Source organism: Lichenifustis flavocetrariae (assembly GCF_026130545.1).
GTDB lineage: Bacteria > Pseudomonadota > Alphaproteobacteria > Rhizobiales > Beijerinckiaceae > Lichenihabitans > Lichenihabitans flavocetrariae.
In genome coordinates this window covers 91,345-114,064 of sequence record NZ_JAMOIM010000019.1, presented here as the reverse complement: position 1 = coordinate 114,064, position 22,720 = coordinate 91,345, and the positions used below count along the sequence as shown (strand labels likewise).

26 protein-coding genes and 1 pseudogene are annotated in these 22,720 nt (G+C 63.7%); 16 read left to right on the top strand and 11 right to left on the bottom strand.

The window, feature by feature from the left end; all coding sequences use genetic code 11:
* Window positions 1-151: 151 nt before the first annotated feature.
* Together M8523_RS23550 and M8523_RS23545 are read left to right on the top strand one after the other, a co-directional pair.
* Window positions 152-439, top strand: coding sequence for a toprim domain-containing protein (locus tag M8523_RS23550; protein ID WP_282587341.1), 288 nt, complete (start codon window positions 152-154; stop codon window positions 437-439).
* 85 nt (window positions 440-524) lie between these two features.
* On the top strand, window positions 525-653 hold the full coding sequence (locus M8523_RS23545; protein ID WP_282587340.1) for a hypothetical protein: 129 nt from the start codon (window positions 525-527) through the stop codon (window positions 651-653).
* A gap of 2 nt (window positions 654-655) precedes the next feature.
* On the opposite strand, the gene M8523_RS23540 is transcribed toward M8523_RS23545, so the two are convergent.
* Window positions 656-898 carry a hypothetical protein gene (locus tag M8523_RS23540; protein WP_282587339.1) on the bottom strand — a complete coding sequence of 81 codons (243 nt, stop codon included), beginning with the start codon at window positions 896-898 and terminating at the stop codon, window positions 656-658.
* Window positions 899-1,041: 143 nt separating this feature from the next.
* On the opposite strand from M8523_RS23540, the gene M8523_RS23535 reads away from it, so the two are divergent.
* The 3 genes from M8523_RS23535 to M8523_RS23525 are packed head-to-tail and all read left to right on the top strand — an operon-like array spanning window position 1,042 to window position 2,006.
* Window positions 1,042-1,209 carry a hypothetical protein gene (locus M8523_RS23535; protein WP_282587338.1) on the top strand — a complete coding sequence of 56 codons (168 nt, stop codon included), beginning with the start codon at window positions 1,042-1,044 and terminating at the stop codon, window positions 1,207-1,209.
* Window positions 1,210-1,242: 33 nt separating this feature from the next.
* Entirely contained in the window at window positions 1,243-1,389 is a 147-nt protein-coding gene (locus M8523_RS23530) for a hypothetical protein (RefSeq protein ID WP_282587337.1), read from the top strand.
* Window positions 1,386-2,006: a hypothetical protein gene (locus M8523_RS23525; RefSeq protein WP_282587336.1), complete on the top strand. Its 621-nt coding sequence runs from the start codon at window positions 1,386-1,388 to the stop codon at window positions 2,004-2,006. The genes M8523_RS23530 and M8523_RS23525 overlap by 4 nt, the downstream gene beginning before the upstream one ends.
* 374 nt (window positions 2,007-2,380) lie before the next feature.
* Here the strand turns inward: M8523_RS23525 and M8523_RS23520 are convergent, their stop codons facing one another.
* From M8523_RS23520 to M8523_RS23495, 6 genes are all read right to left on the bottom strand, one after another.
* Window positions 2,381-2,728, bottom strand: coding sequence for a hypothetical protein (locus tag M8523_RS23520; RefSeq protein WP_282587335.1), 348 nt, complete (start codon window positions 2,726-2,728; stop codon window positions 2,381-2,383).
* Window positions 2,725-3,066 (bottom strand): hypothetical protein, encoded by a 342-nt coding sequence (locus tag M8523_RS23515; protein WP_282587334.1) that lies wholly within the window; start codon window positions 3,064-3,066, stop codon window positions 2,725-2,727. The genes M8523_RS23520 and M8523_RS23515 overlap by 4 nt, the downstream gene beginning before the upstream one ends.
* 48 nt (window positions 3,067-3,114) lie before the next feature.
* Entirely contained in the window at window positions 3,115-3,420 is a 306-nt protein-coding gene (locus tag M8523_RS23510; RefSeq protein WP_282587333.1) for a helix-turn-helix domain-containing protein, read from the bottom strand.
* A 368-nt stretch (window positions 3,421-3,788) separates the two neighbouring features.
* Window positions 3,789-4,565 (bottom strand): AbiU2 domain-containing protein, encoded by a 777-nt coding sequence (locus tag M8523_RS23505; RefSeq protein WP_282587332.1) that lies wholly within the window; start codon window positions 4,563-4,565, stop codon window positions 3,789-3,791.
* Between the two features lie 199 nt (window positions 4,566-4,764).
* Window positions 4,765-5,064, bottom strand: a complete 300-nt coding sequence (locus M8523_RS23500; RefSeq protein WP_282587331.1) for a type II toxin-antitoxin system PemK/MazF family toxin — start codon at window positions 5,062-5,064, stop codon at window positions 4,765-4,767.
* 105 nt (window positions 5,065-5,169) lie between these two features.
* A complete protein-coding gene (locus M8523_RS23495; protein ID WP_282587330.1) occupies window positions 5,170-5,577 on the bottom strand; it encodes a DUF6719 family protein in 408 nt (135 codons plus the stop codon).
* 85 nt (window positions 5,578-5,662) lie between these two features.
* Here M8523_RS23495 and M8523_RS23490 point away from each other — a divergent pair, with 85 nt between their 5' ends.
* The 5 genes from M8523_RS23490 (at window position 5,663) to M8523_RS23470 (ending at window position 12,724) form a co-directional block, all read left to right on the top strand.
* Window positions 5,663-6,094 carry a hypothetical protein gene (locus M8523_RS23490; protein WP_282587329.1) on the top strand — a complete coding sequence of 144 codons (432 nt, stop codon included), beginning with the start codon at window positions 5,663-5,665 and terminating at the stop codon, window positions 6,092-6,094.
* A gap of 3 nt (window positions 6,095-6,097) precedes the next feature.
* Window positions 6,098-8,749, top strand: coding sequence for a transglycosylase SLT domain-containing protein (locus tag M8523_RS23485; RefSeq protein ID WP_282587328.1), 2,652 nt, complete (start codon window positions 6,098-6,100; stop codon window positions 8,747-8,749).
* 8 nt (window positions 8,750-8,757) lie between these two features.
* A complete protein-coding gene (locus M8523_RS23480; RefSeq protein ID WP_282587327.1) occupies window positions 8,758-11,490 on the top strand; it encodes a hypothetical protein in 2,733 nt (910 codons plus the stop codon).
* Between the two features lie 30 nt (window positions 11,491-11,520).
* A complete protein-coding gene (locus M8523_RS23475; RefSeq protein ID WP_282587326.1) occupies window positions 11,521-11,904 on the top strand; it encodes a hypothetical protein in 384 nt (127 codons plus the stop codon).
* Window positions 11,905-12,091: 187 nt separating this feature from the next.
* Entirely contained in the window at window positions 12,092-12,724 is a 633-nt protein-coding gene (locus tag M8523_RS23470; protein WP_282587325.1) for a hypothetical protein, read from the top strand.
* On the opposite strand, the gene M8523_RS23465 is transcribed toward M8523_RS23470, so the two are convergent.
* Both M8523_RS23465 and M8523_RS23460 read right to left on the bottom strand, forming a co-directional pair.
* Window positions 12,708-13,175 carry a cellulase family glycosylhydrolase gene (locus M8523_RS23465; protein ID WP_282587324.1) on the bottom strand — a complete coding sequence of 156 codons (468 nt, stop codon included), beginning with the start codon at window positions 13,173-13,175 and terminating at the stop codon, window positions 12,708-12,710. The two genes, M8523_RS23470 and M8523_RS23465, sit on opposite strands and share 17 nt — an antisense overlap.
* Window positions 13,109-15,400: a glycoside hydrolase family 5 protein gene (locus M8523_RS23460; protein ID WP_282587323.1), complete on the bottom strand. Its 2,292-nt coding sequence runs from the start codon at window positions 15,398-15,400 to the stop codon at window positions 13,109-13,111. The genes M8523_RS23465 and M8523_RS23460 overlap by 67 nt, the downstream gene beginning before the upstream one ends.
* A 311-nt stretch (window positions 15,401-15,711) precedes the next feature.
* Here M8523_RS23460 and M8523_RS23455 point away from each other — a divergent pair, with 311 nt between their 5' ends.
* Together M8523_RS23455 and M8523_RS23450 are read left to right on the top strand one after the other, a co-directional pair.
* Window positions 15,712-16,188, top strand: a complete 477-nt coding sequence (locus M8523_RS23455; protein ID WP_282587322.1) for a hypothetical protein — start codon at window positions 15,712-15,714, stop codon at window positions 16,186-16,188.
* A 1,496-nt stretch (window positions 16,189-17,684) separates the two neighbouring features.
* Window positions 17,685-17,909, top strand: a complete 225-nt coding sequence (locus M8523_RS23450) for a hypothetical protein (RefSeq protein ID WP_282587321.1) — start codon at window positions 17,685-17,687, stop codon at window positions 17,907-17,909.
* Window positions 17,910-18,461: 552 nt separating this feature from the next.
* On the opposite strand, the gene M8523_RS23445 is transcribed toward M8523_RS23450, so the two are convergent.
* Complete coding sequence (locus M8523_RS23445; protein WP_282587320.1) at window positions 18,462-19,385, bottom strand: hypothetical protein; 924 nt, start codon at window positions 19,383-19,385, stop codon at window positions 18,462-18,464.
* A 93-nt stretch (window positions 19,386-19,478) separates the two neighbouring features.
* Here M8523_RS23445 and M8523_RS23440 point away from each other — a divergent pair, with 93 nt between their 5' ends.
* From M8523_RS23440 to M8523_RS23425, 4 genes and pseudogenes are all read left to right on the top strand, one after another.
* Entirely contained in the window at window positions 19,479-19,715 is a 237-nt protein-coding gene (locus tag M8523_RS23440) for a hypothetical protein (protein WP_282587319.1), read from the top strand.
* 630 nt (window positions 19,716-20,345) lie between these two features.
* A complete protein-coding gene (locus M8523_RS23435; protein ID WP_282587318.1) occupies window positions 20,346-20,624 on the top strand; it encodes a hypothetical protein in 279 nt (92 codons plus the stop codon).
* A gap of 165 nt (window positions 20,625-20,789) precedes the next feature.
* A pseudogene (locus M8523_RS23430) lies at window positions 20,790-21,196 on the top strand (recombinase family protein); the annotation flags it as partial.
* Window positions 21,173-21,580 (top strand): recombinase family protein, encoded by a 408-nt coding sequence (locus M8523_RS23425; RefSeq protein WP_428351144.1) that lies wholly within the window; start codon window positions 21,173-21,175, stop codon window positions 21,578-21,580. The pseudogene M8523_RS23430 and the gene M8523_RS23425, both read left to right, overlap by 24 nt.
* Here the strand turns inward: M8523_RS23425 and M8523_RS23420 are convergent.
* Window positions 21,565-22,554, bottom strand: coding sequence for an NAD(P)H-binding protein (locus M8523_RS23420; protein ID WP_282587351.1), 990 nt, complete (start codon window positions 22,552-22,554; stop codon window positions 21,565-21,567). The two genes, M8523_RS23425 and M8523_RS23420, sit on opposite strands and share 16 nt — an antisense overlap.
* Window positions 22,555-22,720 lie beyond the last annotated feature (166 nt).

Sequence of the window (22,720 nt, the reverse complement as noted above, 5' to 3'; positions counted from 1 at the left end):
GAAGGCAACAGGTTACAGGAGTTCTGGGGGACATCGGGTGTTGAGTGGCCCGACAGGGTCAAAGGCGGCAGCTTTTCGAGGAGCCGCGCCGACTGATGCCTGGTCCCCTGCCTCCGGCTCGTCCGTTCGCTTGTCTGAGGCAGCGGAGGAGATGGGAGTTGCGGAAGGGGTCGAGACCGCGCTGTCGGCCGCCTATCTGTTTGCCATACCGGTCTGGGCGGCGGTGTCGGCGGGCAGCTTGGCCGAGTGGGTGCCGCCCGACTGCGCTCGACGCGTGACGATCTTCGGCGACAATGATGCGAGCTTCACGGGCCAGGCAGCCGCGTTCCGGTTGGCCCAACGCCTCCGCGCCAAAGGTCTGAAGGTGCAAGTCGACATTCCGGACCCCGTCGACAGCGACTGGAACGATATCCTGCAGCAAACCGAGCGGGCCGCTTGATGGCAGATCCCCGAGCAGCATTCATCGCGCCGATTCCCGCTCCGAAAGGCCGTGCGGCGGCGCTCCGGCATGTCGAGCCAGTCCGATGACCGATCCCAATCCCGATCGGGCGTGGACGCTGGAAGAAGCCACCAGCGTCATGATCGACAAAGCCGTCGAGGCTTCTCCACGATGCCTGATCGGCGTCGCCCGCATCGCGGAGGCTAGCCGATGAAATCAGAAGCCGGCGAAGTACCGGTCGTGGCGGTCGCCTTTGAGCGGGCGCCGGTTGTTGTCGGCCCCTTGCTGAGCAATGGGCCCGCTCGAAACCATGTTCTCTGGTGTGCCGCTCGACGTGACGAACGTGCCTTGCCCTGCAGCAGTCGCTTGACGTGCCGTGAAGGCTTGCGCCGGCGCGCCCGTGAACAGCATGGGGGCGGCCAGGATCGCGGCCGCGGCAACGAATTTGGGAACGTTCATCTCAGTTCTCCTGTGATGGGACACGGCTTGCTCGCCGATCCCGCAGCACGCCTGTCCCATCTGCCTGTGGCATCGAGAAGGCGGATGGCTCAGCCCGACGCAGGCCTGACCGGCGTGTCCCGCATGAAGCGTGAGGCGAGACGATGAAAATCCGAAAGCCCGTCGGCATCGTCCCGATCGTGTTGACACAGCAGCAGGCGACCGACCTCATGCTTTCCGCCGCGATGGAGACCGCGGTTGGATATGCCGAGCGCGTGTTCCTCGCGACCCTCACTCCACCCGTCATGCCCAGGTGCACTGCTGCACAGTAGGTCGATCGCATCATCATTTCGCATCTGGCCGACATGAGGGCCGAAGCAGCCAGGGTGGCCGACGAGCTCGACCTCGATCCCGTGCGGCGCCAGCACTTCGAGCAGAGCCGTGCCATCTTGTTCTATCGGCGCCTTGCCGAGCTGCAGGCCATGGTGTCCGAGCATCGGGGGAGCGCATGACACCAGAAACACCTGCCGAGCGCGCCGCCTATCGACGCGGCGTCGCCGACACCCTAGCTCTGGTCGAAACGGTCGGCCGCATCGTGCCGGCACTCATCCCGCCTGGCGTGCGTGACGTGTCGCTCAGCGAGTTGGCCGGCGTCATTGCCTGTGTCGATCAACGTGCCTTGCGGATCCTGCGGCCCTACGACAAAGCCGAAGCCGTCACGCTGAAGGAGGCCGCGGACCTTGCCGGCAAGTCCGAAAGCGCCTTGCGCGAGTGGATCGAGAAATACCGCATCGGCAGGCTCGTTGTCGGATCCGTCATGGTCAGCATGCCGGCTCTGTACGCCTTGTTGGACGATTACACGTTCGCGCTGGCCGCTACCTGGCGGGGGATCGCGCCAGCTCGACCGTGCGGCCCTACTTCGAGCGCGCCGGGATGCGGAGGTAATCGAGATCGCCAAGCGCCTCGGGATCTGTCGCGCGAGCGTCTATCGGGCGCTCTCGTCCCAAACCACAACCTGAAGGGACATCAACGTGGCGATCGGACAGACAGGCGGTCGGCCGAGCACGCCCCACAAGGCGACAGCGGACCTGAAGGCCGCCGCCCATGCGATGGAAATGCTGCATCCTGACGAAAACAAACAGCCTCCTCCGTCATTTGAGGGACGCTGAACCGACCCAAGCGTTCCAGACTACGGCCCCGACACTCCGATGATCAGGGTCTTTTCACCATGCCTGTCGATCTCCCCATCCGCGAAAAGCAGCCTTCTGCACTAAGGCCGACCGTCTCAATGGCCCTCTGCATTGTCATCGCAGCGCTCGCCCTGTTTACGTTCGCCATGTTGCCGTCTTCAGCCGGTACAGGACGATTGCTGCCGCCCGAGGTGATGTACGGTCCATAGTGCCGAACGGTCTATCGCATCGAGGCGGACCAGTCGCAGCTGAGGGCATGCGGGTAAGCGAGGCAATGCGACCGAAACCGGGTTTAGCCGAATAAAAAACCTGGTCAGTTGGGTTTCGGCTCCGCGTGCTTCGCCACCCACATTTCATTCGACAGCGGCTTATCACTCACCGCATAGACGTGATGCTCGTTCTGGCTGGTCACATCCACCGAAGCGAGCGCCGGCTTCTCGTACCGGATAGCCTTCCCCGCCGCCTCAAGCCGGAATTCCAGCGGCTGTGACGGATCCTTGTAGATCAGCATGAGGAAGGCATGGGCATCCCCTTCGAAAGCGCCCGGCACAGCCAGCGCGATCTTTCCAGCTGCGGTCAGGGCGGCTGCCTCTGTCTCAGCCGTGCGCCTGTTCTTCGCCCCACGCGGACGGCCAGGCGGATTGCCAGTCGGTTTGGTCATTGCAGCTTCCCCGGCCGTATCCTGGCCAAGTCCTCAGCGGCATGCATCTCGATCAGTGCCGTAAGCTCATCATCGGTCATCTGCTCGATGGGCTTGCTCACGAACGTGGACTCCACAGCCGACAGCTTGGGCGCGTAGAACGGCGCCGCGGCCTTGGCGGCCTCCAGTCGCTCGGCGAAGCTCGGAACGTAGCCGCCGATCGCCTCACCCCGCGTCACGCTCAGCAGGAACTCATGCGGCAACATGCCGGAGGCGGCCGCACGCTCCCGCTGCTCCTTGCTGGCCCGATTGATCGCACCCTTGGGCCGTCCGGGTGCTCGTCCTGTCGGCTTCGTCATGGCGACCAATCTACAGCGCAAGATCGTGAAATGCGAGAGCCGTCCGGTTTACCCGTAGGCCGCCACTGCCTCCCGCACGATGTCGGGCCGATGCGCGATCGTCATCAGCAGCACTCGCGTGGCGCCCTCTGGTTTATTTCGTCCCTGCTCCCAATCCCGCAGCGTCGCGAGCTTCAGGCCGAACGCATTGGCAAAGGCCGGCTGCGACATTCCGAGCTTCGTCCGGATCTCCCGGGCGTCGACCTCTGCACCCGGCCGGCGACGAACAGGAGTAACAATCCGCTCATTTCCGCTCATTCCGGCATCAAACGGCGTCTGGCGCCCGCCCGCGCGCATCGACACGGAAAATTCCACTTCGGCCTCCCATCCGACGCCATAGCGCCGTCATGACTCTCAGGCTGGGCAGAAGCGGTCTTGGAAGAGGGATCGGTTACATGGGTAGCGGATACGCGCAAAATCGACTCGGCAACGAAGTTTGCGGCCTTGGCGACGGTCTCCTTGATCCACCCCAGCGCATCAGGCCGGGCCATCATGCGTTCGGCCTCCGCGATCACCGTCGCGGGATCTCGACCGCCGATATCCGACACATGGGCCGGTGCTGTCGTCACCCGATCCAGTATCTCGCCATAATGAGCAGCCCCGCGCAGCCGGATCGGCCCCCAGGGCGCTTGAGCTTCAATGTAGACGAGGGGCATCGGCTACCGTCCGCCTTTCTGCGGCCATCAATCCGGAACGAACGAAGCTGAAGCACACTCAGGTTTGTCGGTCATGAGATAATCCCACACGGCGCGGGCCTCCCGATGTCGGGCGTGGTGCATATCCCGAGCATCTCGCCCATCACCACTGACCGCCAAGCTGAGCTTATCGGCTAAGATCAGAGCCGTATCGAGCAGCCTCCAGATTTCCCCCACCGTGGTGTAGGTGTCTCGCAATTGCCCTCTCTGAAGATCGGGGAGTAACCGATGCGCTAAATGGTCATGGCGAAACCGCATAAGCACTCGCAGCGCTCGTTGCCCCTTGGGCGATCTTCGCAGCGAAGCATAGGCCTCGATTGCTTCGTCGGCCGCGGTGAGCACGGTTTCAGCGTTGATTTCGGCCATCTCTGGCATTTCAAAAAGCCAGTGACGTGCTCTCTCGGCCAACTCGTCCTGGCATCGCTTTTGCCGGAGCAAATGTAACACGAGCGGGATCGATGCCACATCCCTTTCGTTCGGATGTCTCGTTGCGCTCCCCGGATCGAACAGGCGTCCTAGCGTGCTTGCGATCGTGAATAGTGCTGCCGTCTGCAGGGTATTCATGCACTGCGCGCCACTGAATGCGGGAGAGCGGCCATGCTCTATCTTGAATTGGTGGATGGCATCATTTCCGCCCTCGAAAGCCGCATTCACCCTGGCTGCAAAATCGGCCTCCTCGCAAACCGCGTGAGCCATAGCGTCCAGGCGCTCTATCGCCTTGGCGCGTGTGAGCCGAACTGTTTTCGGCTTCCGCCGCTTGCTCATGGACAAGACATGTTTAGGGCTCGCCCAGCGATCCCATCGCCAGCCGAGCCCCGCAAGTCCCCGAAGGGATAGGCAACCAATATGCGCCCGGTAGCCTTACCGTTCAAGCCCAAGTGCGTGTCGCACGCCATCTGTGATGCGCTCCATGTCGTGAGGGCCCAAGGTCTCGCTCAGGAACTCCCGACCGACTGCCACCCGGTCAAGACGCGCATGAGAGACGGAGGCGAGTGCGCTGCATATGGCCCATGTCGGCACGCTCAAAGACCGATAGGCTCCGGCTGGAAAAGGCACCTTCGGCTGGCGTCGGCATAGGTGGTTCCGATGCTGAAAACGGCGCCACGATGCAGCGGCCGGGCTTTGCCCCGTGACGGCGGTTGTGCGACCGCGGTGAGATCACCACCACACGCCGCTTCTTCCGCATCTCGGGCGGCACCACGCCCGCCATGTCGAAGTCGCACATCAGGATTTGCCCGCGCTGCGGGACGAAGCTGATCGGCATTGCTACTCCGCCTGCTTCCGCAGCCGAACGCCTAGTTGCCCGTGGTTCATGAACTCGACGCGGGCACGTCGACTGAGCCTCTGGCGACGAGCAGGCCGGAGGAGATCAACGACGCACACAGGTCCGGACACGAGGCGCCCCGACTTTCGTATTTCCACCAGTGATCTGCTTGATCTTCCCCTTCGGACACGTGCCGTCATCGACCAGCATTGATTGTCCTTCGGGCAAGGTGCCGGCAGCAGGTTCCAATGCCGATGCTCGGGGAGCCGCGAGGAGACCCGTTGAGAACGCGGCAAGTATGACCGCCACCGCTCCTGCTTTGACCAGCATCATCGTTCTCCTTCGATCTTCTGCAACCTGACACCGGGCTGCGCGTGCTTCAGGAACTCGATGCCGTTCGTCATAGAAGATCCGAAGCTTCTTTGGCGGCGGCGGGCTCCAATTGTATTCCTGCTCCATTTCAAAGGCCGGGTCGCTGGCACACTTCGTCGTCATCCGCAAAATCCGCGACATCCGCGTTTCGTGCACTTCGCGCGGTTGATGTCTGTCCAGGCCCCCTGATCCGGAACACCTTCTCCGCACGATGCGGTGAGGGGCAATGGCCTATTACAACACAGCTTACGGCTCGACGCCGTCCTACGGTCAGAGCGCGACGCCGAGTCAGGGAAGCTCGTCCATATCGGCCCAGCAGATGGGACAAGCCAACGCGACATCACCCCTGGGCAACGTCCTGAGCCGCCTTGTCGCCACGGCTGCATCGCAGCAGCCCGGTCAGCCGATGCAGTTGCAAGGTGCTGTGCCGCAGCAGAGCGCGCCCGGTGGGATCTTCTCGCAGCTGATCGCATCGCTCGGAAATCAGAACGCGTCTCAGATGGCCGGTCCAGCCATGCCCAGCATGCCCTTCTCGAACGGCTTGATCGTCGCGGCGCCGGCACAGACCCAAGCGCAGAAGCCGCAGCAACAGCCAGCCGGGGACACTCCCTTGTTCGGCAGGACGCGCTTCGTCAACGGCCTGAACGTGGTGGGGTGACCTGTGCCATATCTCAACACCCAAAGCGGCCTCGGCGGCTTCTTCGACGCGCTGACATCGCAGCTTGTTCAACGGCGGCAGGCTCAGTCGGCCTATGATGCGTATGCGCAGGCGCAGGGTGCGCAGCCGCTTTCGGCCGATCGGCAGCCTGGCTTCTTCGACCGTCTGATAGGTGCATTCTCGACTGCGCCCCTCGACACCACGTCCAAATATGCTGCGGCCGCCTCCGGAACGACGCTTTCAAGTGCCGCGACTGGGCAAAATGCGCCAGCTCCGGCCACCTCGACGCCCGGCACCATGGCGCCTCCCGCTCCCCCGATGGCCTATACGTCGCCTGTCGCGGCACCTTCTCTAGTGTCGACGCAGTCGATCGTCGGTCCGGCCCCAGTGCCGCCCGCGTCTCCTCCCACACCGGCCGGACCGCTGCCGTCGATGGCGTCGGCTCAGGGTGTTCCGCAGAGTGGCGGCCTGCAGGGGCTGTTCACCAGCGCGGCTCAGAACTACAGCCTGCCGCCTGGATATCTGCCGCGCCTTGCCGCGATCGAGAGCAGCTTCAACCAGAACGCGGTCAGTCCGACCGGTGCGGCCGGCCCGTATCAGTTCACCAAGGGCACCGCCGCGCAATACGGATTGGCGGACCCCACCAATTGGGCGGACAGCACGGATGCGGCGGCGCGGCTCACAGCCGACAATGCGGCTTCGCTGACGCAGGCGCTTGGGCGTACCCCGACAGCCGGTGAACTCTACCTCGCGCATCAGCAAGGCGCGGCCGGCGCCGCGAAGCTTCTGGCGAACCCAACGGCCCGTGCGGGCGATGTCGTCGGCGACAAGGCCGTGAGGGTGAACGGCGGCGATCCCAACATGACCGCGGGGCAATTCGCGGGCATGTGGATGAGCAAGTTTGGCGATCCAGGTCCCGTAGCGCAATCGGCGATAGCGGCAGGCTTCAACACACCCTTCAACGGCCAGCCGATCGGCCCGAATCCGAACGGCTTCACGCCTCCGCAATCTCAGGATCCTGGCCTTCCAACGATGGCCGCGTCCGGCATGGGGACGCAGCTCCCGAATGCGACGCCGTTCCCAATAGCGCGCATGTCGCCATCGGCTGCCCGACTGGCCTCTTCCTCGGCCGGTCAGCCGATCCAGCCCGCTCCGGGCGGTGATAATACGCCTGATCAGCCGACTTCGCTCGCCTCTACCGGCTCGTCACCAGGATCCACACAGCAGGTCACCGGCGCTCCGCCGAGCCAGCCCTATGGCAGCGTGCCGCTCAATGTCGGCGGCCAGATGCTGACCCGGCAGCAGGCCGAGAATGCGGACGGCTTCGACCACACGGATTATGACGCGGCGGCCGCCAAAGCGGGCTTGATCCCTTCTGCGGCGACCGCACCGCCATTCGGGGATGGCGGGCCGTCTGTCGCCGCACCTTCGTCATCCTCGCGCAGCGCCGGGACCGCCGTGGCGCTCACTCCGGCCACGGCCGCGCCGTCTGCCGTCAGTCCTCCACCCGCCGCAGGCGCGCCGACGTCGAGCAACGCGGCCTTCTCCATTACGCCCACCATGATCGGCGCTCTGATCAAGAACCCCGATACGCAGCAGTTTGGCCTTCAGCTTTGGCAGCACATGCTGACCACGAAATCGCAGCCGCAGATCGCGCATTCGGGCGATTGGATCCTCGATGCCAATGGGCGCCCGCTCTACCAGATCCCCGACAAGCCCGAGCTCACCGACACGATCAAGAATTATCAATACGCTGCAGGGCAGGGCTACACCGGCGGGTTCACGCAATATCAGTCCGACCAGCAGAAAGCCGACAAGGCGCAGCTCGTCGACATCCCGCTGCCGAACGGCCAGTTCCAGAAGGCTTGGGCGCTGCCTGGGCAGAACCCGACCCCGGCCAATTATGTCGGCACACCGTACACCCGACAGCCAGCCAATCAGGTGACGATCGATCAGAAGGCCGAAAGCTCGCAAGAGGGCGAGTACGGCAAGGCGGTCGGTCAGGAGATCGGGGAGACCGTGAAGGCGGGCGCCAGCGCCCCGCAGGCCCTGAACCAGATCGCCATGATGCGGGCCGCGGCGGCTAGAGCCGGCGACAATCTCAGCACAGGTCCGTTCGGAACTTGGACGCTGAAGGCCAAGCAGGCGATCAGCAACGCGCTCGGCATCGAGATCCCCGGCACGTCCGAGGGCGAGGTCATCAACAACATCGGCTACGGCCTCGCGAAGCAGGCGGCCCGCGCCATCAGTAATCGTCCGACGCAGTTCGAATTCGGTCAGCCGCTCGCCGTCAAGCCGGGCTTGTCTCTGTCGCCGCAGGGTATGCAAGCGGTTCTCAACATCCGCGAGCAGGATCTTCGCGACCAGGTCGCCTTAGCGAGGCTCGCGAGCGTCAAGGCGAACCGGGATAATTGGGCGGCCGTGAAGGCGGATTATTACGACCAGCATCCCGTGATGAGCCCGTTTGATCCGTCACAGCCTCTCGGGGCCGGCGATGTGCAGGCAATCAACGATTCCGTGCAGGGCCGGCAGTCGCAGAGCATCAGCGCGCAGGAAGCCTCCGCACTGCCTGTAGTGTCATCGCCTGAGGCTGCGGCCCGTCTAAAACCAGGAACGATGTTCAAGACGCCCGATGGGCGGATCAAGCAGCGATAGAGGCCGACATGGCAGCGGATCCTTGGGCGGCCTTTCAGGATGTCGCGGTGGTGGACAACCCCCCACGGGGTGCGGCGCCGGACGCGGGTGGCGGCCGCCCGCTGACGGTGCGAGGTGGTACCCCTGCACCGGTTACAGCCTCGCCCGGTGCCGATCCATGGGCAGGGTTTCAGGATGTCCAGGTGGCGCCAGAAAAAGGCGATGCCGCGCCGCAGTCGCGCGGCTGGCGCGACACGGCGGGCGACATGGCCACGAGCACTGCGGCCGGCATCGAGCGCAGCGCGATCGGGGCAGTTGGTTTGCCGGCCGACGCCGCGCATTATGCGGGCAAGGGCATGTCGTGGGTCATGAACAAAGCGCGCGGGGCGGCTGGGCTCGATCCGATCCCCTTCGACGAGAACGACCCGACCGACCCAAGCCATTACATTGGCGCGGGTGCGATCACGAAGCGGCTTGAGGATGCAGCCGGCCCGATCTACCAGCCGCAGACCCGTGCAGGTCGCTATGCAGAGTCGGTGGGCGAATTCCTGCCGGGCGCCATGCAAGGCGGTATCCGCTCGCTTCTGAAATACGGCGTCGCTCCCGGTGTCGCGTCCGAGGCAGCCGGGGAGGCCACGCAGGGCACCGCCGTGGAGCCTTACGCGCGAATGGGAGCCGCAATCGCGACAGGAGGCGGTGCCGCGCTGGCCTCGCGCCCCGGAACCGCCGCGGGCATCCTGTCCGAAGCGGCCGGTGGGCTTGATGGGCCGACCCTGGCACGCGCTCAAGACCTCATGGACGCGGCGACGCGGCAGGGTTCGCCCATCACGCTGGCCGAGGCCGTCCAGCAGGTGACGAACAGCGGCACGCGGCTCGGCGCCGTGCAGCGTGTTGTCGAGCAGTCGCGTGGTGGCGCCGACACCATGGCGAAGTTCTACGCCAATCGGCCCGATCAGGTGCAACAGGCCGGCACCGCGGCCATCGACCAGATCGGCACCGTGCCGGCCGTGCCGCTCGACGGCTCGATCGGTCCTGTCTACCCGAACACGGCCGCGATTGGCCCGGGTGTGCAGCGCGCGGCGCAAGGGGCGCTCGATGCGTCGCCGCAGGGGCAGGCTTCCGCGCAAGCTCTGGCGGACGCAGGGCCGCGCGTGACGCCGGAGCAGGCCGGCCAGGTGATTCAGCCGGCCTTGCGCCAGACCTATGACGAGCGGCTGGCCGCACGATCGGCACAGGCGCGCCAGGACTATGCGGCAGCGGGACCCGACACGGTCGACCCCAGCCAGGTTCAGGGCATCATCGACGACCTCAATCGGCAGATTGCGGCCGACAAGACGGGGCTGCTGGCCGGCCCGCTCGGCGACCTCCGCAACCGGATCTCCATGCAGGCAAAGCCGCAACGGCCGCAGTGGGAGGCCGACCCAGCGGCCGGCGGCGATGTGGGGCCGGCACCGGACATGCCGTCGCCGCCACCGGAAGCCTACATGGATGCGCAGACCCTCGCGCCGAAGCCCGATCAGCCGCGGCCGCAATCATTGCACCAGTTCGTGCGCGCGGCCGGCGGCGTGCGCGATCCCGGCGGCGATCTCGCGGCCATGGGGCTCGATCAGGTGCCCGGGATCGTAGCAAAGCCGGGCCAAGGCCTCTCGCCCGATTATATGCGGCAGGCGGCGGCGCAAGCGGGCTACCTCGGCCCGAACATCGATGACGCGATGGCCAGCACGACCATTGGTGACCTTCACGACGCGCTCGCCAGCGAGAGGCCTGTACATTCCGTCCATGACAGCGCGGCGGTCGACGCGTGGAACGCCTACGATCTATCGAGGGCCGACGCCGATCAGCTTGGCCGCCCGACGGGACGCTCCGCCGTGCCGCTCAGGACGCCACTGTCGGCCTATGGTGACGAACTCGGGGCCGCGACCCCAGGCCAGCCGTCGCGCGTGCCGATCACCAACGTCGCGAACCTGAACCGGTCACGGAAGTATTTCCGCGACCGTATCGACCTGCCGCAGATCGCGCCGCGCTCGATCGACAAGGAAACGGCGGCCCGCCTCGGTCCCGCGCTGGGAGACCTCGACGCCGCCATGACGGCGGGTAGTCCGGCCTATGCGCGGGCGAACGCCAATTTCGCCAAGAACAGCGTGCCGTTACAGCCGTTCGAGAACACGCCCGGGATCGCCCGCGCCATCGAGCAAGATCCGTATGGCTCGCGGTTCCTGTCGCCGGCCGATCGGGTGCCGGGGATGATCGTGCAAGGTGGTCCAGAGGCAGCCCGCGCGTTCAACAGCGTCGCGACGTCGCCGGCCCGCAAGGCGCTCGAGGATCAGTTCACCACACAGATCCTCGATCAGGCCACCGGGCCGAGCGGCGCGGTCGATGCCGATCGGCTGGCCAGGACGGTGCGGGACCATGGCGACACACTGCGGCAATTCCCGGCTGTCCAGGCTCGGGTGCAGCGCGTCATCGACACCCAGCGCGCCACCGAGCCGCCGCGGGACAGCCAGGTCGGGCGACTTGCGGCCACGCGGGACTTTCGTGAGCAGGCCGCCATCCTGCTCAGCCCGAACCCGGTGCCGGGCAGCGCGCGGGACGTGGGTGACGCCGTGCGCCAGGTCGCGGCGCAGTCGCCCGACGCCGCAAGGGCACTGGTGTCGCAGCACATCCGGCAGGTGTTCAGCGAGGCGACGGAGAGCAACATGGGCGGCCCGAACCAATGGGGTGGCGCCAAGTTCAACGCCGTGATCCGTGGTAATGACGAGTAGGGCCGCAATCTGCGGGCGGCGGTCGAGGCGTTGCACGGGGCCAAGGTCTGGAACGACTTCCGCAAGACCCTCGATGTCTTCGAGGCCATGGGCCGGCGGCAGGCGCCGGGTTCGCAAACCGAGTTCAACCGGCAATTGTCCAGGGAGCTGCAGAAGGGCGGCAAGGCGGGCGAGTTGGTCGCATCGGCGGCCTCGCCGGCAGATTGGCTCGGCAAGGCCCGAGACATCTATGATAGCTGGCGCTACGGGCGCAACACGGCCGCGCTGGCCGACATGCTGACCCGGCCGGATGCAGCCAAGCGTCTGGCGCAGATCGCCAAGGCCCCGGCCGGCAGCGCGCAAGCAAGCGGCATGGCGGCAATGTATCTGCTGGGGGCATCGGCGCACCAAGGCCGAGACCGCGGTGCGCGTTAGGTCGGCAAGTTCCCGGCCGCACGGCAGTCGCAAGATGATCGCGCATCTCAGGGTTGAGAAGACGGGGATTGCTATGTGCATCCGAGCAGAGGCTAAGAGCTTATCAACTTCAGCGAGAACACCTGATCGCCGCATTGACACAACCAGTGGATGCGTTACCGATCGTTCATCTTACTGGGAGGAAAAGGTGAAGCGATTCGGTCTGGTAGCGTTTGTGCTGAGTCTGGGCTTGAGCAGCATCTCGCAAGCTGCAACCCAGGATTTCACCGTTCAAGGTACGGCAGGTCCATGGAGCCTGACTGCAAATCCGCTGCTGGACTATGGCGTCGGCGACAACACGGTCCCAACCATCATCAGCAGCGGCTTCGACTTCTCGGCCGGCTCGACATTCACGATCGGCTACATTTCCGGCTTCACTCAAACGAATTACCTCAGCCCAACGGTGGACGGCATCGGGGATCTCACATGGCCGGTGACAGGCTATATGACCTATCCGAGCTTCTACTATTCGGATCTCACCACCCCGAGCTACCTGCAGGAATTGGTAGGGGCCTTTGCAACCTCGGGCGGGACTGTGATCGGGAACCTCTTCGCGGTGCATGACGGCGGCACGTTCGTCACTCCCGCGGGCGCAAGCGAGTTGCTGCTCGGCATCAACGATCGCGTCTTCGTGGACAATCTCGGCTCCCTTACGGTTTCGGTCTCAGACGGGACTCCTGTTTCACCAGTCCCTGTCCCCACCTCACTTCCCATGTTCGGTGGCGCGCTCCTGGCTCTCGGCGCGCTCGCCTATCGCAAGCGCCTCAGAGATGCGCTGTGAGCTGCGCCAACTGTGGCCGATCCGTGTAGTAGCCGACTGAACCGGACGGAACGACCGAGCCGTAGGTATAGTTAGCCTGCGACGCGAAATTGCCGCCGAGGTACCACGTCCAACCAATCCAAACATCGGAGTTGGCCGATAGGTAGTCGAGTTGGTTCGTGCCTGCCTGCATCGGTAGCGTGCTGGTGGTCCAGCCAAATTCACCGACAAAGGCTTTAAACGGATTGGCTTTGGGTGTGCTCGTGTTTCCGTTCGTGTACCGGCACCAGTTGGTCATATCGACCATGATCGTGCTGCCAAAGCTGGCGTTGCCACCCTGCACGTCGTCACGGATACCACTGTTATTGCTGTCGAGGTAGGCGTGCCCCTCGAAGGCAAAGTTGTTCAGCGGATCGCCGTTGTTTCCCGTCCATCCCGGCTGGTTGAAGGTGCCCCACGCTGCGTCCTGCACTGACGTCCAACCGCGTCCTGCGCATCCGAGATCGCGCTATCGCAAAGCACGAGGCGGCGGAATTTGCCGGTCCACAGCAAACTGGCGAATTTGAAGAACCCGACTTCCGTCTGCCCGCCCACCGTGAAGCTGAAGGGAGGCGTGTCGACCGGAGTTCCGACCAGCGCGCCATCCTTGAAGCCGCGTAGGCCGCCCGTGACCCCGGAAGCAGCAGTGCCCGCAAATTCGTGCCACTGCCCGGTCACGCCGCCCACCGAGACGTTCAGGTTCGACGGCGGACCCGTGGTGGAGCTTAGCAGCGTGTAACCCGTGCTGGCCGAGAATGTGAATGGACCCGAATAGATGTTCTGGTTGACGAACCATGGGCCGTTCGAGGTCTCGTAGAGATCGGCGATGACGGTCTGGCCCGTCTGCCCGGCCCCCGGCATGTTGAACTCGCCCCGACATCCCGAAGCGACCGAGATGCTTGGATAGCCATCCGTGTCGGCCAGGAGGAGACTGGGCAGCGTGCCACCGAAGGTCAGATGGTTGCCGGCCGGTTCTTGGTCGTAGAGAGCGGTTACCGCGATCGTTCGCGATGACGCCCAATCCTGAATGGCCTGTCGGGGCAAGTCGCCCCGGTTGTTGAATGGAAAATCCATGTCCGAATTGCCGGACGTGTCCCACGGCGGCCGAAGCCGGATGGCCGGGCCGATGTACGGGGCATAGAGGCGGCGCAGGCCGAAGATGTTGCGCGGCTGGGCGGCCAAGGCGATGAAGCTGTCTGGTGCGGTCGCGAACCCGAGCAAGGCCGGATCGGCCAAGCCTCCGTTGTTCGTGCTGCCGATCTGCACGCCGGCCGTGGCTGTGGTCGGCGTCGCCGTGAAGCTCAGTTGCTCGTTGATATGCTGCCCGGCCGCCATGACCACCGAGGAGGGCGTGAAGGTCCAGCCAAGGTCCGTCCCGTCCGCAGTCTTGGCATGCGGCGTGATCGTGATGGGGCTTGAAATGTTGCCGCCGAACAGGATCTTGAAGGGGCTCGACGCAACGCCCGACGCGCCTCGGCGGATCGGGACGTTGCTTCCGTCGACCGGGAGAAACAGCGGATAGGCGGTCGGCGCGGCGGCGTATTTCTGAAGCACCGCACTTTGTGGCGACGGAACCCCGGATGGGCTAAAGTCGCGGTTGTTCGTACCGGGCACATAAGGGTCAGGGTCGTAGTAATAGCCGGTATTTGGGCTGAAGTTGTAGCCGGCCGACCAATAGGTGAATTCCATATTGCAGGCCTGGACGTATGCCGTCATGGCATCGCCAGCTTGCAGGTACGGTGCGTCGAAGCCCCACCCGCATTCGATGAGCGCCATCTTCACGCCATGCGCGTAAGCCCAGGCCACGACGTTCGACAGCCGCTGTGGGCCGATGTTGACGTTCGGCGCAAGACCGGGCGGCGCTTGCCCGCTTGCAGTGTCTGGTTTGGAGAGCACCTGCGCCCAGGTATAATTCGACCCCGAGCTATCCCCGTCGAGGTAGCAATGGACGTCGGCGACGAGCGCGTTGGCCGGATCGACAAGGTTTAGGAACCACGCCGCATTGTTGACAACCCAGTCCCACGCGCCTTGGTAGTGATCGCCGGCCACATAGAAGGGCTTCGTGTCGCCCGCGTTGCGGATGACAGTCAGAACTTGTTGATTGAGCTGGAAGCATAGGTTCTGGCTGTAAGGCGTCGACGGCGCGCTGCTGTTCGGGTCAAGGTTGTTCGGCTCGTTGATCGGCGAATAACCGTGGACCGCGCTGTAGCTCGGGTCGGCCATAATCAGAGGGAGGAGCTTCGTCCAATAATCGGCGAGATAAGATATCGGCAATCCGGTCGAACCTAAACGTGGGCCGGTGAGGCGCCCCGCGCCAAACGCGACCGTATGGTTTGCGTCGATCAGCACCGTGATGCCGAGTGTCTTGCACATCGCGAGAACAGCGGACAGTTTGGCGAACTCTGTCGTTGATATCGCGCCGCCGAGCGTCGGCTGCATCGCATTCCAGCCTAAGGGCTGCCGGATAAAGCTCATGCCGTGCGCCGCATACTTCGTCAGCATGTCGACCGACGGATAGGGATTGCCGCTTTCCGGCCCGGACATGTTGACGCCGAGCTTGAACGCGCCCGGCAACGCTTTGGGCGTCAGATCGTAGACGGAGCCTAGGCGTGCGGCAGCACCGCCCCGCCGCCTCATCATGAGAGCGGTGATGGGCATCAGTTGTCGATCGTTCCACTGGCCGTGAAGGGCCAAACGAAGCCGAAGTCGGGGTTGGGCGCGGCGGCGGGCGGGGGTGCAGGATGTTCCATGCCGCTCAGACTCGCCTGCGATCTCCATCGCCTCACAGACGTGTTCCGCAGCATCCGCGCGATCCGTGGATTTCGCGAACAAAGAGGCACACGCTCAGGAGCCGCGCCCGCTTTTCGGATGGCGAGATCATCGAGGTCAGTGCTCGCAGCGCGAATTGGCGGATGCGAGCAATCTGGCTAGAGTTTCGGCGTCCCCACGGCGACCCTTTTCGAGACACATTGCGACGCTTGCTCAAATTTTTGCACACGATCGGGGCGGTCGGGCTCATGGGATCGGTCGCGTCGCTGCTTGTCATGCTTCACTTTGCTCCTCCCCCGGCCTCAGCGGCTGGGTATGCGCTGTTGCGCGGCGCGATGGGCGCCATCGCCAAGTGGATTTTTATGCCGTCGATCGCACTCACGTTGGTCGCGGGCCTGTTCGCAATGGCACTGAACAACGCCTATCAGAATGCTGGCTGGGCCTGGCTGAAGCTGGCGACCGGTGTTCTCATCTTCGAGGGCTTCGCGCACGTTCAGGGAGCAATGCAGGACGAAGCCGAACGAAGTGCGAGAGCCGTTGCGGGCCAGGTCGATCCAGCGACATTGGGAGGATCGCCAGGGGCGGAGCAACTGACATTGTGGGTGGTGCTCGTTGTCGCGGTGGCCAATGTCGCGCTCGGCATTTGGCGTCCAAGACTGACCCGGCTTCCGAAATAGCCGTTCCAAGATCACGGGCGGCTGACGGTCTTTAGACTGCGGCTTGGATTGAGCGCGCTACAGGCCGCACCTGACGGCCTCGACACGCGCAAGCTGGCTGTGGCGATCATCAATGCAAAGGGCTCGATGGGGGCAAGGCTGTGTTGCGCAGGAGCCTGAAGCAATCGGTGGTGACGCGGTTTGGGAGATTTGGGCGGAAGGACGTTGTGCGGCGTGAGGGGAAGCGGTGGGTGCGAAGGTGTGGCTGACGCCGCTGCCGATTGTTCAAAAAATGAGCAAGTTCAGTCCGCATAGCTGCCTTGCGCGCCACCGTAAGCCATGCAATAAAGTCGTCCTGGACAAAAAAAGAGCCGCCCGAAGGCGGCCCAAGTCTAGGGAGGAAACACCCAAGAAGGGCATGCGACCTAAGTCGCTTTGAGACAATGCTCTCGCATTGCACAAATGTCTAGCCCCTTGTGGGGCTTTTTGCGTTTGGCTAATTAGCTTCGCGTAAGGCGACCCCGATCTGCAACGCTCTTGAGCCGACTAGAACAGCGTGGGCTGGCTCGGTGTGTGGGGGATCTGACCTGTTGCGTGGTCGCGGCAGCACGGGGCGGCGGGCGCGCTCTTTGCCATCCAGGCCCAGCCTCAAACAAGCCCCGGCCCGGTCGCTGTACCACTTGCCCTCATCAGTGATGAGTACCGGGTGCGGGACACTGCAACGCGGCTCCGGTCGCTATCCGAGCGCTTAACCGCCTCTTAACAACATCGCGCAACTCTGACTGATCGAGTCCATAGCACCACAGGCCAGAGCTTTGCCATGCTGATGAAAGCGCAGCCGATTGTTGATGGTCATACTGAGACAGTTCTCGAAGCAGCCGTGAGGCGACGGCTCTCAATGCTGGCGGTAGCGGAGGCTGAGAGGCAGCCGAAAGGCCGCCGATCCCGCAGGTTGTGGGGGCTTGGTATCGCTCTTCAGGATCGCGGCTTAACCAAGGCATGAGGTTGAGACACCGCTATGCCTCTGGTGCTCATCTCTGGTCCTTGTTTTTGCGTAGCTGCCTTTGTGCCGCGTGTTGACTTGCCACGATGGCACAAGCGGCCGGCGTTCTAATCTCTGGCGCCGGCCGCTTCTTACACCGCCCGGTTCCAATTGCCTTTCCAGGTCCGCGACACGGGCGGCACCATCGCGCACCGGATCGTTTGATTAAACGCACGATCACGGTGCGCACCGCTGCCAATACCCCTACCACACCCTCGACACCGGATGCCGCAAGGCCGCCTCGGTCGCCATGCGGTACCGTTGGCCAATCGACATGTGCGGTTGTCTTCTCGCCATGCCATTTCACGGCTGTAGGCTTCTAGGTAGGGAGCCGGCGGTATGGTGGTGGCCCTTGCCGTGTTCGACGCCTGTCCCCCCGGTCAAGAGGCCCGACGGGATAGGCGAAGCAAATATCTGGCGGCCTGCCGATCCGAAGCGCGCGTCCAGTGATTGTGTTCATAGAAAGAGGTGCACCATGGATCCGCAGATCGAAACCGTAGCGCGTGCAATATGCCAGGGCGCGGACCTCGACCCCAACCTGATGATCGATACGTCAGATTACCAAGGGGGCGCGAGGTCCATTGATCACCATCAGGTTTCGCAGTGGCACACCAAAGTTGCCGAGGCCACAAAGTTCGTCCTGATGCACAAGGCTCTGGTTCACCAAACCAGGGTGCAGATCCGGCTGACACAACCTTGAGGACAGACCGATAAGTGCAGGACGGGTCGGAAACGCTCCCGGGTAAGCATTCAGGATCATGATGGTGGCCCGCCCTTGGGCGACCGCCCCTGTCGTGCCGGCCTCGATCAGACCGCATACCGGTCCGCCCGGTCGGCACAGCGGGCGAACTCCCAGATGCGGCCCACCCCTTCCTCGTTCGCTTTAAGTAACGGCCACTAGGGCCGATGGCTGCCTCCCGCAGGTACTCACGCGACCTGGTTGCGGGAGAACGAGAAAGGCGTCGATTTCGGGGGTTTTGCGATGTATCGGACCCCCGCTACCAATCGCTCAATCGAGAAGAGCGCCTCCTAATTTGTTGTATTTGTTCGTTTGGTAGCGAGTCGGTGTCCGGCCGTTGTTAGACGTCTTACACATCTATCTCACAGTGTGACCCCGCGCCATCGGTGACGCCTTTGCCAAATCTGCCGTACCTTACTCGTCGCGGTGCCGGTCGGTATTATCTTCAAATGCGCATGCCACCCGGCTCGGGATATGCAAATCTCCTCCGGTTGTCCCTTGGCACAAGCGACCCTAAAGAGGCTCGCCGCAACCTTTGCAATGCTGAGACCGGAACCCGTCAGGCCGAGGAGATCTTGGCGCGATGCAGTTTATTCGCGCGCGCTGGCCGAGCTGCAACGTGGCAGGAGATTGACAATCGACAGCGTTTTCACTCGACCTTCTCGCCCTTTGCCAAGGAGGTACAGTTCTACAATGTGCCCGAGGAGACGCGGCTCGCCTTAGTAGCTGAATGGGAGTTCTTCTCCACGATGCTGCATGACGATAAGACCCGCGTTTATTTGGGAGCCATGACGCAAGATCGAGCGCCGGAAGCAGCTGAAGCTCGGAACGAGAGTGGTGCGTCAAATCAGTGCGAATCAAATTTTGATGGCCCCATCGCGCTCGCGGCTCGGGACGGCGCGTGACCGGGCGAAAATTGTTCCTGTTCCTCGCCGATTGCTTGAGCGAACAGAGCCGAAGCGCCGTAAACGCCAGCATGAGGACCGGTGCCGTCGGCATGAACACGCGCAGCAGGTCGTGGCCGCGATCGGAGCCGGAGACACGATAATCCTTGAGCTCGCTTTGCAGCTCGTCCAGCACATGCGCCTTGGCGTCGAATCTGTTCACGCGCACCATGGCGCTGACAGTGCCGATGCGGTCTGCCGTGAGGAGCTCGGCCGAATCGATCGACGTTCGCGTCAGCCCTGAGAACAGCGTCGCGAAACCGGTGAAGCAGAGCAGGTCGCTGCCGCCCGCGAGCTTGGGGTTCAAGCAGAACTGGAAGCTGGCCACCACGAAGTCCTGTAGGCAGTCCTTGCTGACCGCGACAGTGGAGGTCGTGATGAGCCGGGCGGCGAGTAAGGCAATGACGAGGTAAGGAGCGCACAGGCTCGACGAGAGCCGGAAACAGGCGAAGTCACGTGATTCACCCTTTGTTTCATTTGGTACGATCGTCATTTCGCTCAGTCCGAGTTGCCGCCCACGATCTTGCGCGTCAAGTCGTTTTCCTGGCAGCATCGGGTGCAAGTTCACCCGTGACGAGCAGGGTTGATGCCCACCGACGTAGCGGATCGGTTTAGATCCAGCGTTCTTGAGCCGAGTGCTCAGGCCGCATTTCTGACGTACGCGTTGGCGACAGCCGACGCCCTGATCGTTAGCCGCGCGTTGCGCGACGTCGCAGCTCCACAGGGACAGAGTTACGGCTTCGGTGATGACCTGGCGCTCAGCATCGTGCTCGCCGCGATCGAGGCGCTCGACATCGATCTGACGGTACGACCCAGGACGTGAAGCTTGGGCCACCATTATGACGGCGTTGGAGATGGTGGCCGGTCCACCCGCGTGTCGTTGCCACGGAACAGTATGGCATTGGGCTTTGGTTCGTGCGCGCGGAGCGGGATCACGGCGTGGCGGTGCTCGACGACCAGTTCGGACCTGGACCTTGATGGTCCGCTGCGCTGAGGAGCACGTCGACTTCGTGGTGCGGCGCGTCGGCGAAGGTGCCGCACCGGCGTCGGCGATCCGCCGCTGCCAGGCCACGTTGCAGGTCGATCGCAAGCCCGTCACGCATCATGGTCAGCGGGCGGGTATCTCGTCCTCGACGTCGGCTCCCTACTGCCGAGCCTGGAGACCGGTTTGCGAATGACTTCAGCTTCACGGACGGACAATCGAGGACGGAGGCGAGCTTTCTGGCCGGGCATACCGTTGGCGCCCTCAAGCCAATGCGCGACAGATGCCCGGCCGGCGTGAGTTGACGCTCCGATGCTTTGCTTCGTGCCGCCCGGAGTTGCCGAAGGAGCCCGGGCGATCGCGATTCGGCATCGTGCTAGCCGTTGTTTTGACCTCATTGGCGATGACGCTGCCGTGGCTCCGACCCGACCTGCGCCATGCAAGTACCGGGCACGCTCCGGTCAATCGGAGATGACCGAGCGGGACGGCAAGCCGCACTTCGTGACCGCGGCTCAATCGGCGATCCTGAGGCGCATGGCCGACGGCGGCACGCTGACCCGGTCGCTGGCCGGCGAACGGATGGGGTCGTTGCTCGAGGACCCGTTCACGGTCTTCGACGACGTGTCGCCTCGTCTCCTCCTCGCCGCTGGCTTCGTGGAACTTGTGCGTCTGGGACGCCTGCGCGATGACCGCGCCAATGTTTACCGCATAACGGCCGCAGGCCGAGCGGTCCTCAAGCCTGGACCATAAGGCATGGACGGCATGCTGGTCGTCTCACCTCACCAGCGCCATGACCTGCGAACTCAAGCCGGCGAATGACGCCTGGTACGTTGGATGTAGCCGCCGTTTCTGCTGTCAGGGTGAAAGAGCGAGCGGTCGGCGGCCGGGGGCCATCTGCGGTTGAGGAGAAGCCATGTGCGTTGCGCCATCTACACGCGGAAATCCCATTCGGAAGGGCTTGAGCAAACCTTCTACTCTTTGGACGCGCAGCGTCTGGCGTGTTCGCACTACGTGGCCAGCCAAACCTCGGAGGGCTGGGGCGAATTGCCGGACCGCTATGACGATGGCGGCTTCTCCGACGGGACGTTGGAACGTTCGGCTTTGCAACGCCTCCTCGCGGACGTGGCAGCCGGATCCATCGACATCGTTGTCGTCTACAAGATCGACGACTCTCACGATCCCTGCGGGATTTTGCTCGGCTCGTTGAAGCATTCGAGCGGCACGGGGTGACGTTCATCTCGATCACGCAGCAGTTCAGCACCACCAGCAGCATGGGACGGCTCACCCTCAACGTGCTCTTGTCTTTCACGCAGTTCGAGCGGGAGATCACGAGCGAGCGCACTCGGGACAAGTTGGCAGCATTGCGCGAGAGGGGCGTTTGGGCCACGGGGTTCCGGCCCTATGGCTACCGGCTCGAGGACCGCCTCCTGATCGTTGAGGAGGCTGAGGCAGCCGTCGTCTGCCGGGTTCACGACCTCTACGCGAAACTGAAGTCGGCCACACGGATCGCCGGCATTCTGCACCGTGGCGGCCTGAGGACGCACCGCGGAACGCCTTTTAACGAGACGGTTGGTTGGCGAACCCTGCAAAACCGGCTCTACTGCGGCGAACGCGCCTATCTCGGGAAGTCTTACGGGGTGTCCACAAGGGGATCGTATCGGATCGCGGTGGATACCAGATCCGAGAGCCGTCAAAACACGGCGTGATCTCCACGCTCGACCACCGCCTCGCCTCGGACCAAACGCGCGTAATGGTCGAACAGCGTTTCGGTGCCCGTGGATGGCGTGGCATGTGCATCGTAGCGCGCAGTCGCAGGATCCCAGACGAGCATGGACTCGGTCGCGTAGTAGCGACCGATCCGAGCGAGCTCGGCCTTGGCTGCCAGCGCCGGGATCACCCTCCCGATCGCCGAAAGCGCGGCGATGATCACGTCGAGCAGCATCACCGGCACATGGGTGAACCGAGGTTCGCGCCCGAGCAGCGCGAACAGCCGCTCGCCCTGCGCCTTCGGCGTGATCGCCTCGCCGGGTCCTCCGATCGGGAGCACGCGGTTGCGCCGTTCCTCGTTATCGATGCACTCCGCGAGAAAGGTGCCCAGGTCGTCGTCGCTAATCGGCTTGCAGGCCGTTAGGGCACCGTTGCCGAACACCAGGAACGGCTTGCCGCGTTGTAATCGATCGAGCTGGCCCGATAGCGATTTGAAGAAGGCAGTGGGACGCACGATGGTGTAGTCGAGCCCCGACTGGGCCAGCACCGACTCGAAGGCTAGTTTAGCGTGCTGGAACGCGAGAATCGGCTTTTGAACGCAAATTGCCGAGAGCAAGACGATATGCGTCACACCTGCCTCTTTGCTGACGCTCAATGCGTCGACATGCGCTTGATAGTCGATGGCCCAGGAGTCCGCCGGCAGGCCTGTGCGCGAGGCTAGACACGAGACCAGGACGTCGAATGGCTCGCCGCGTAATCCGTCGCGAGCCAGCGACAACGGATCCGTCACGTCCCCGCACCGCACGATCGCGCCCGCGAGTGCTCGGGCACGATCGTCCCGCTTCGTCGGCCCGGAGATGTTGGCGCTGTGTCTGACGAAGCAGACAACTTCGTGACCGCGCGACACCAGCACCCGCACGGTGGCTCGCCCGATGGTGCCGGTGCCGCCGAGAACCAGAATGCGTCGTCCCATGGTACACGTCAGATCCGCGGTCACGGGCGCTTTGTCCAGGCGGACAGCATGCCGATGCGAACGATAGTCGCTTGTGATGCCGCGTCAAACCCATTTGGACTGGGCGCCCGGATCGTCGATCCGGCCGTTACGACGAACGCGCGCCTGCAGCACGCGCCTTCTTCGG

Bases quoted from the DNA above. Each gene is read 5' to 3' on its own strand.
- M8523_RS23550 (WP_282587341.1), top strand. From the start codon at position 152: ATGGGAGTTGCGGAAGGGGTCGAGACCGCGCTGTCGGCCGCCTATCTG.
- M8523_RS23545 (WP_282587340.1), top strand. From the start codon at position 525: ATGACCGATCCCAATCCCGATCGGGCGTGGACGCTGGAAGAAGCCACC.
- M8523_RS23540 (WP_282587339.1), bottom strand. From the start codon at position 898: ATGAACGTTCCCAAATTCGTTGCCGCGGCCGCGATCCTGGCCGCCCCC.
- M8523_RS23535 (WP_282587338.1), top strand. From the start codon at position 1,042: ATGAAAATCCGAAAGCCCGTCGGCATCGTCCCGATCGTGTTGACACAG.
- M8523_RS23530 (WP_282587337.1), top strand. From the start codon at position 1,243: ATGAGGGCCGAAGCAGCCAGGGTGGCCGACGAGCTCGACCTCGATCCC.
- M8523_RS23525 (WP_282587336.1), top strand. From the start codon at position 1,386: ATGACACCAGAAACACCTGCCGAGCGCGCCGCCTATCGACGCGGCGTC.
- M8523_RS23520 (WP_282587335.1), bottom strand. From the start codon at position 2,728: ATGACCAAACCGACTGGCAATCCGCCTGGCCGTCCGCGTGGGGCGAAG.
- M8523_RS23515 (WP_282587334.1), bottom strand. From the start codon at position 3,066: ATGACGAAGCCGACAGGACGAGCACCCGGACGGCCCAAGGGTGCGATC.
- M8523_RS23505 (WP_282587332.1), bottom strand. From the start codon at position 4,565: ATGAGCAAGCGGCGGAAGCCGAAAACAGTTCGGCTCACACGCGCCAAG.
- M8523_RS23500 (WP_282587331.1), bottom strand. From the start codon at position 5,064: ATGCCGATCAGCTTCGTCCCGCAGCGCGGGCAAATCCTGATGTGCGAC.
- M8523_RS23495 (WP_282587330.1), bottom strand. From the start codon at position 5,577: ATGTCGCGGATTTTGCGGATGACGACGAAGTGTGCCAGCGACCCGGCC.
- M8523_RS23490 (WP_282587329.1), top strand. From the start codon at position 5,663: ATGGCCTATTACAACACAGCTTACGGCTCGACGCCGTCCTACGGTCAG.
- M8523_RS23480 (WP_282587327.1), top strand. From the start codon at position 8,758: ATGGCAGCGGATCCTTGGGCGGCCTTTCAGGATGTCGCGGTGGTGGAC.
- M8523_RS23460 (WP_282587323.1), bottom strand. From the start codon at position 15,400: ATGCCCATCACCGCTCTCATGATGAGGCGGCGGGGCGGTGCTGCCGCA.
- M8523_RS23450 (WP_282587321.1), top strand. From the start codon at position 17,685: ATGGATCCGCAGATCGAAACCGTAGCGCGTGCAATATGCCAGGGCGCG.
- M8523_RS23445 (WP_282587320.1), bottom strand. From the start codon at position 19,385: ATGACGATCGTACCAAATGAAACAAAGGGTGAATCACGTGACTTCGCC.
- M8523_RS23440 (WP_282587319.1), top strand. From the start codon at position 19,479: ATGCCCACCGACGTAGCGGATCGGTTTAGATCCAGCGTTCTTGAGCCG.
- M8523_RS23435 (WP_282587318.1), top strand. From the start codon at position 20,346: ATGACCGAGCGGGACGGCAAGCCGCACTTCGTGACCGCGGCTCAATCG.
- M8523_RS23420 (WP_282587351.1), bottom strand. From the start codon at position 22,554: ATGGGACGACGCATTCTGGTTCTCGGCGGCACCGGCACCATCGGGCGA.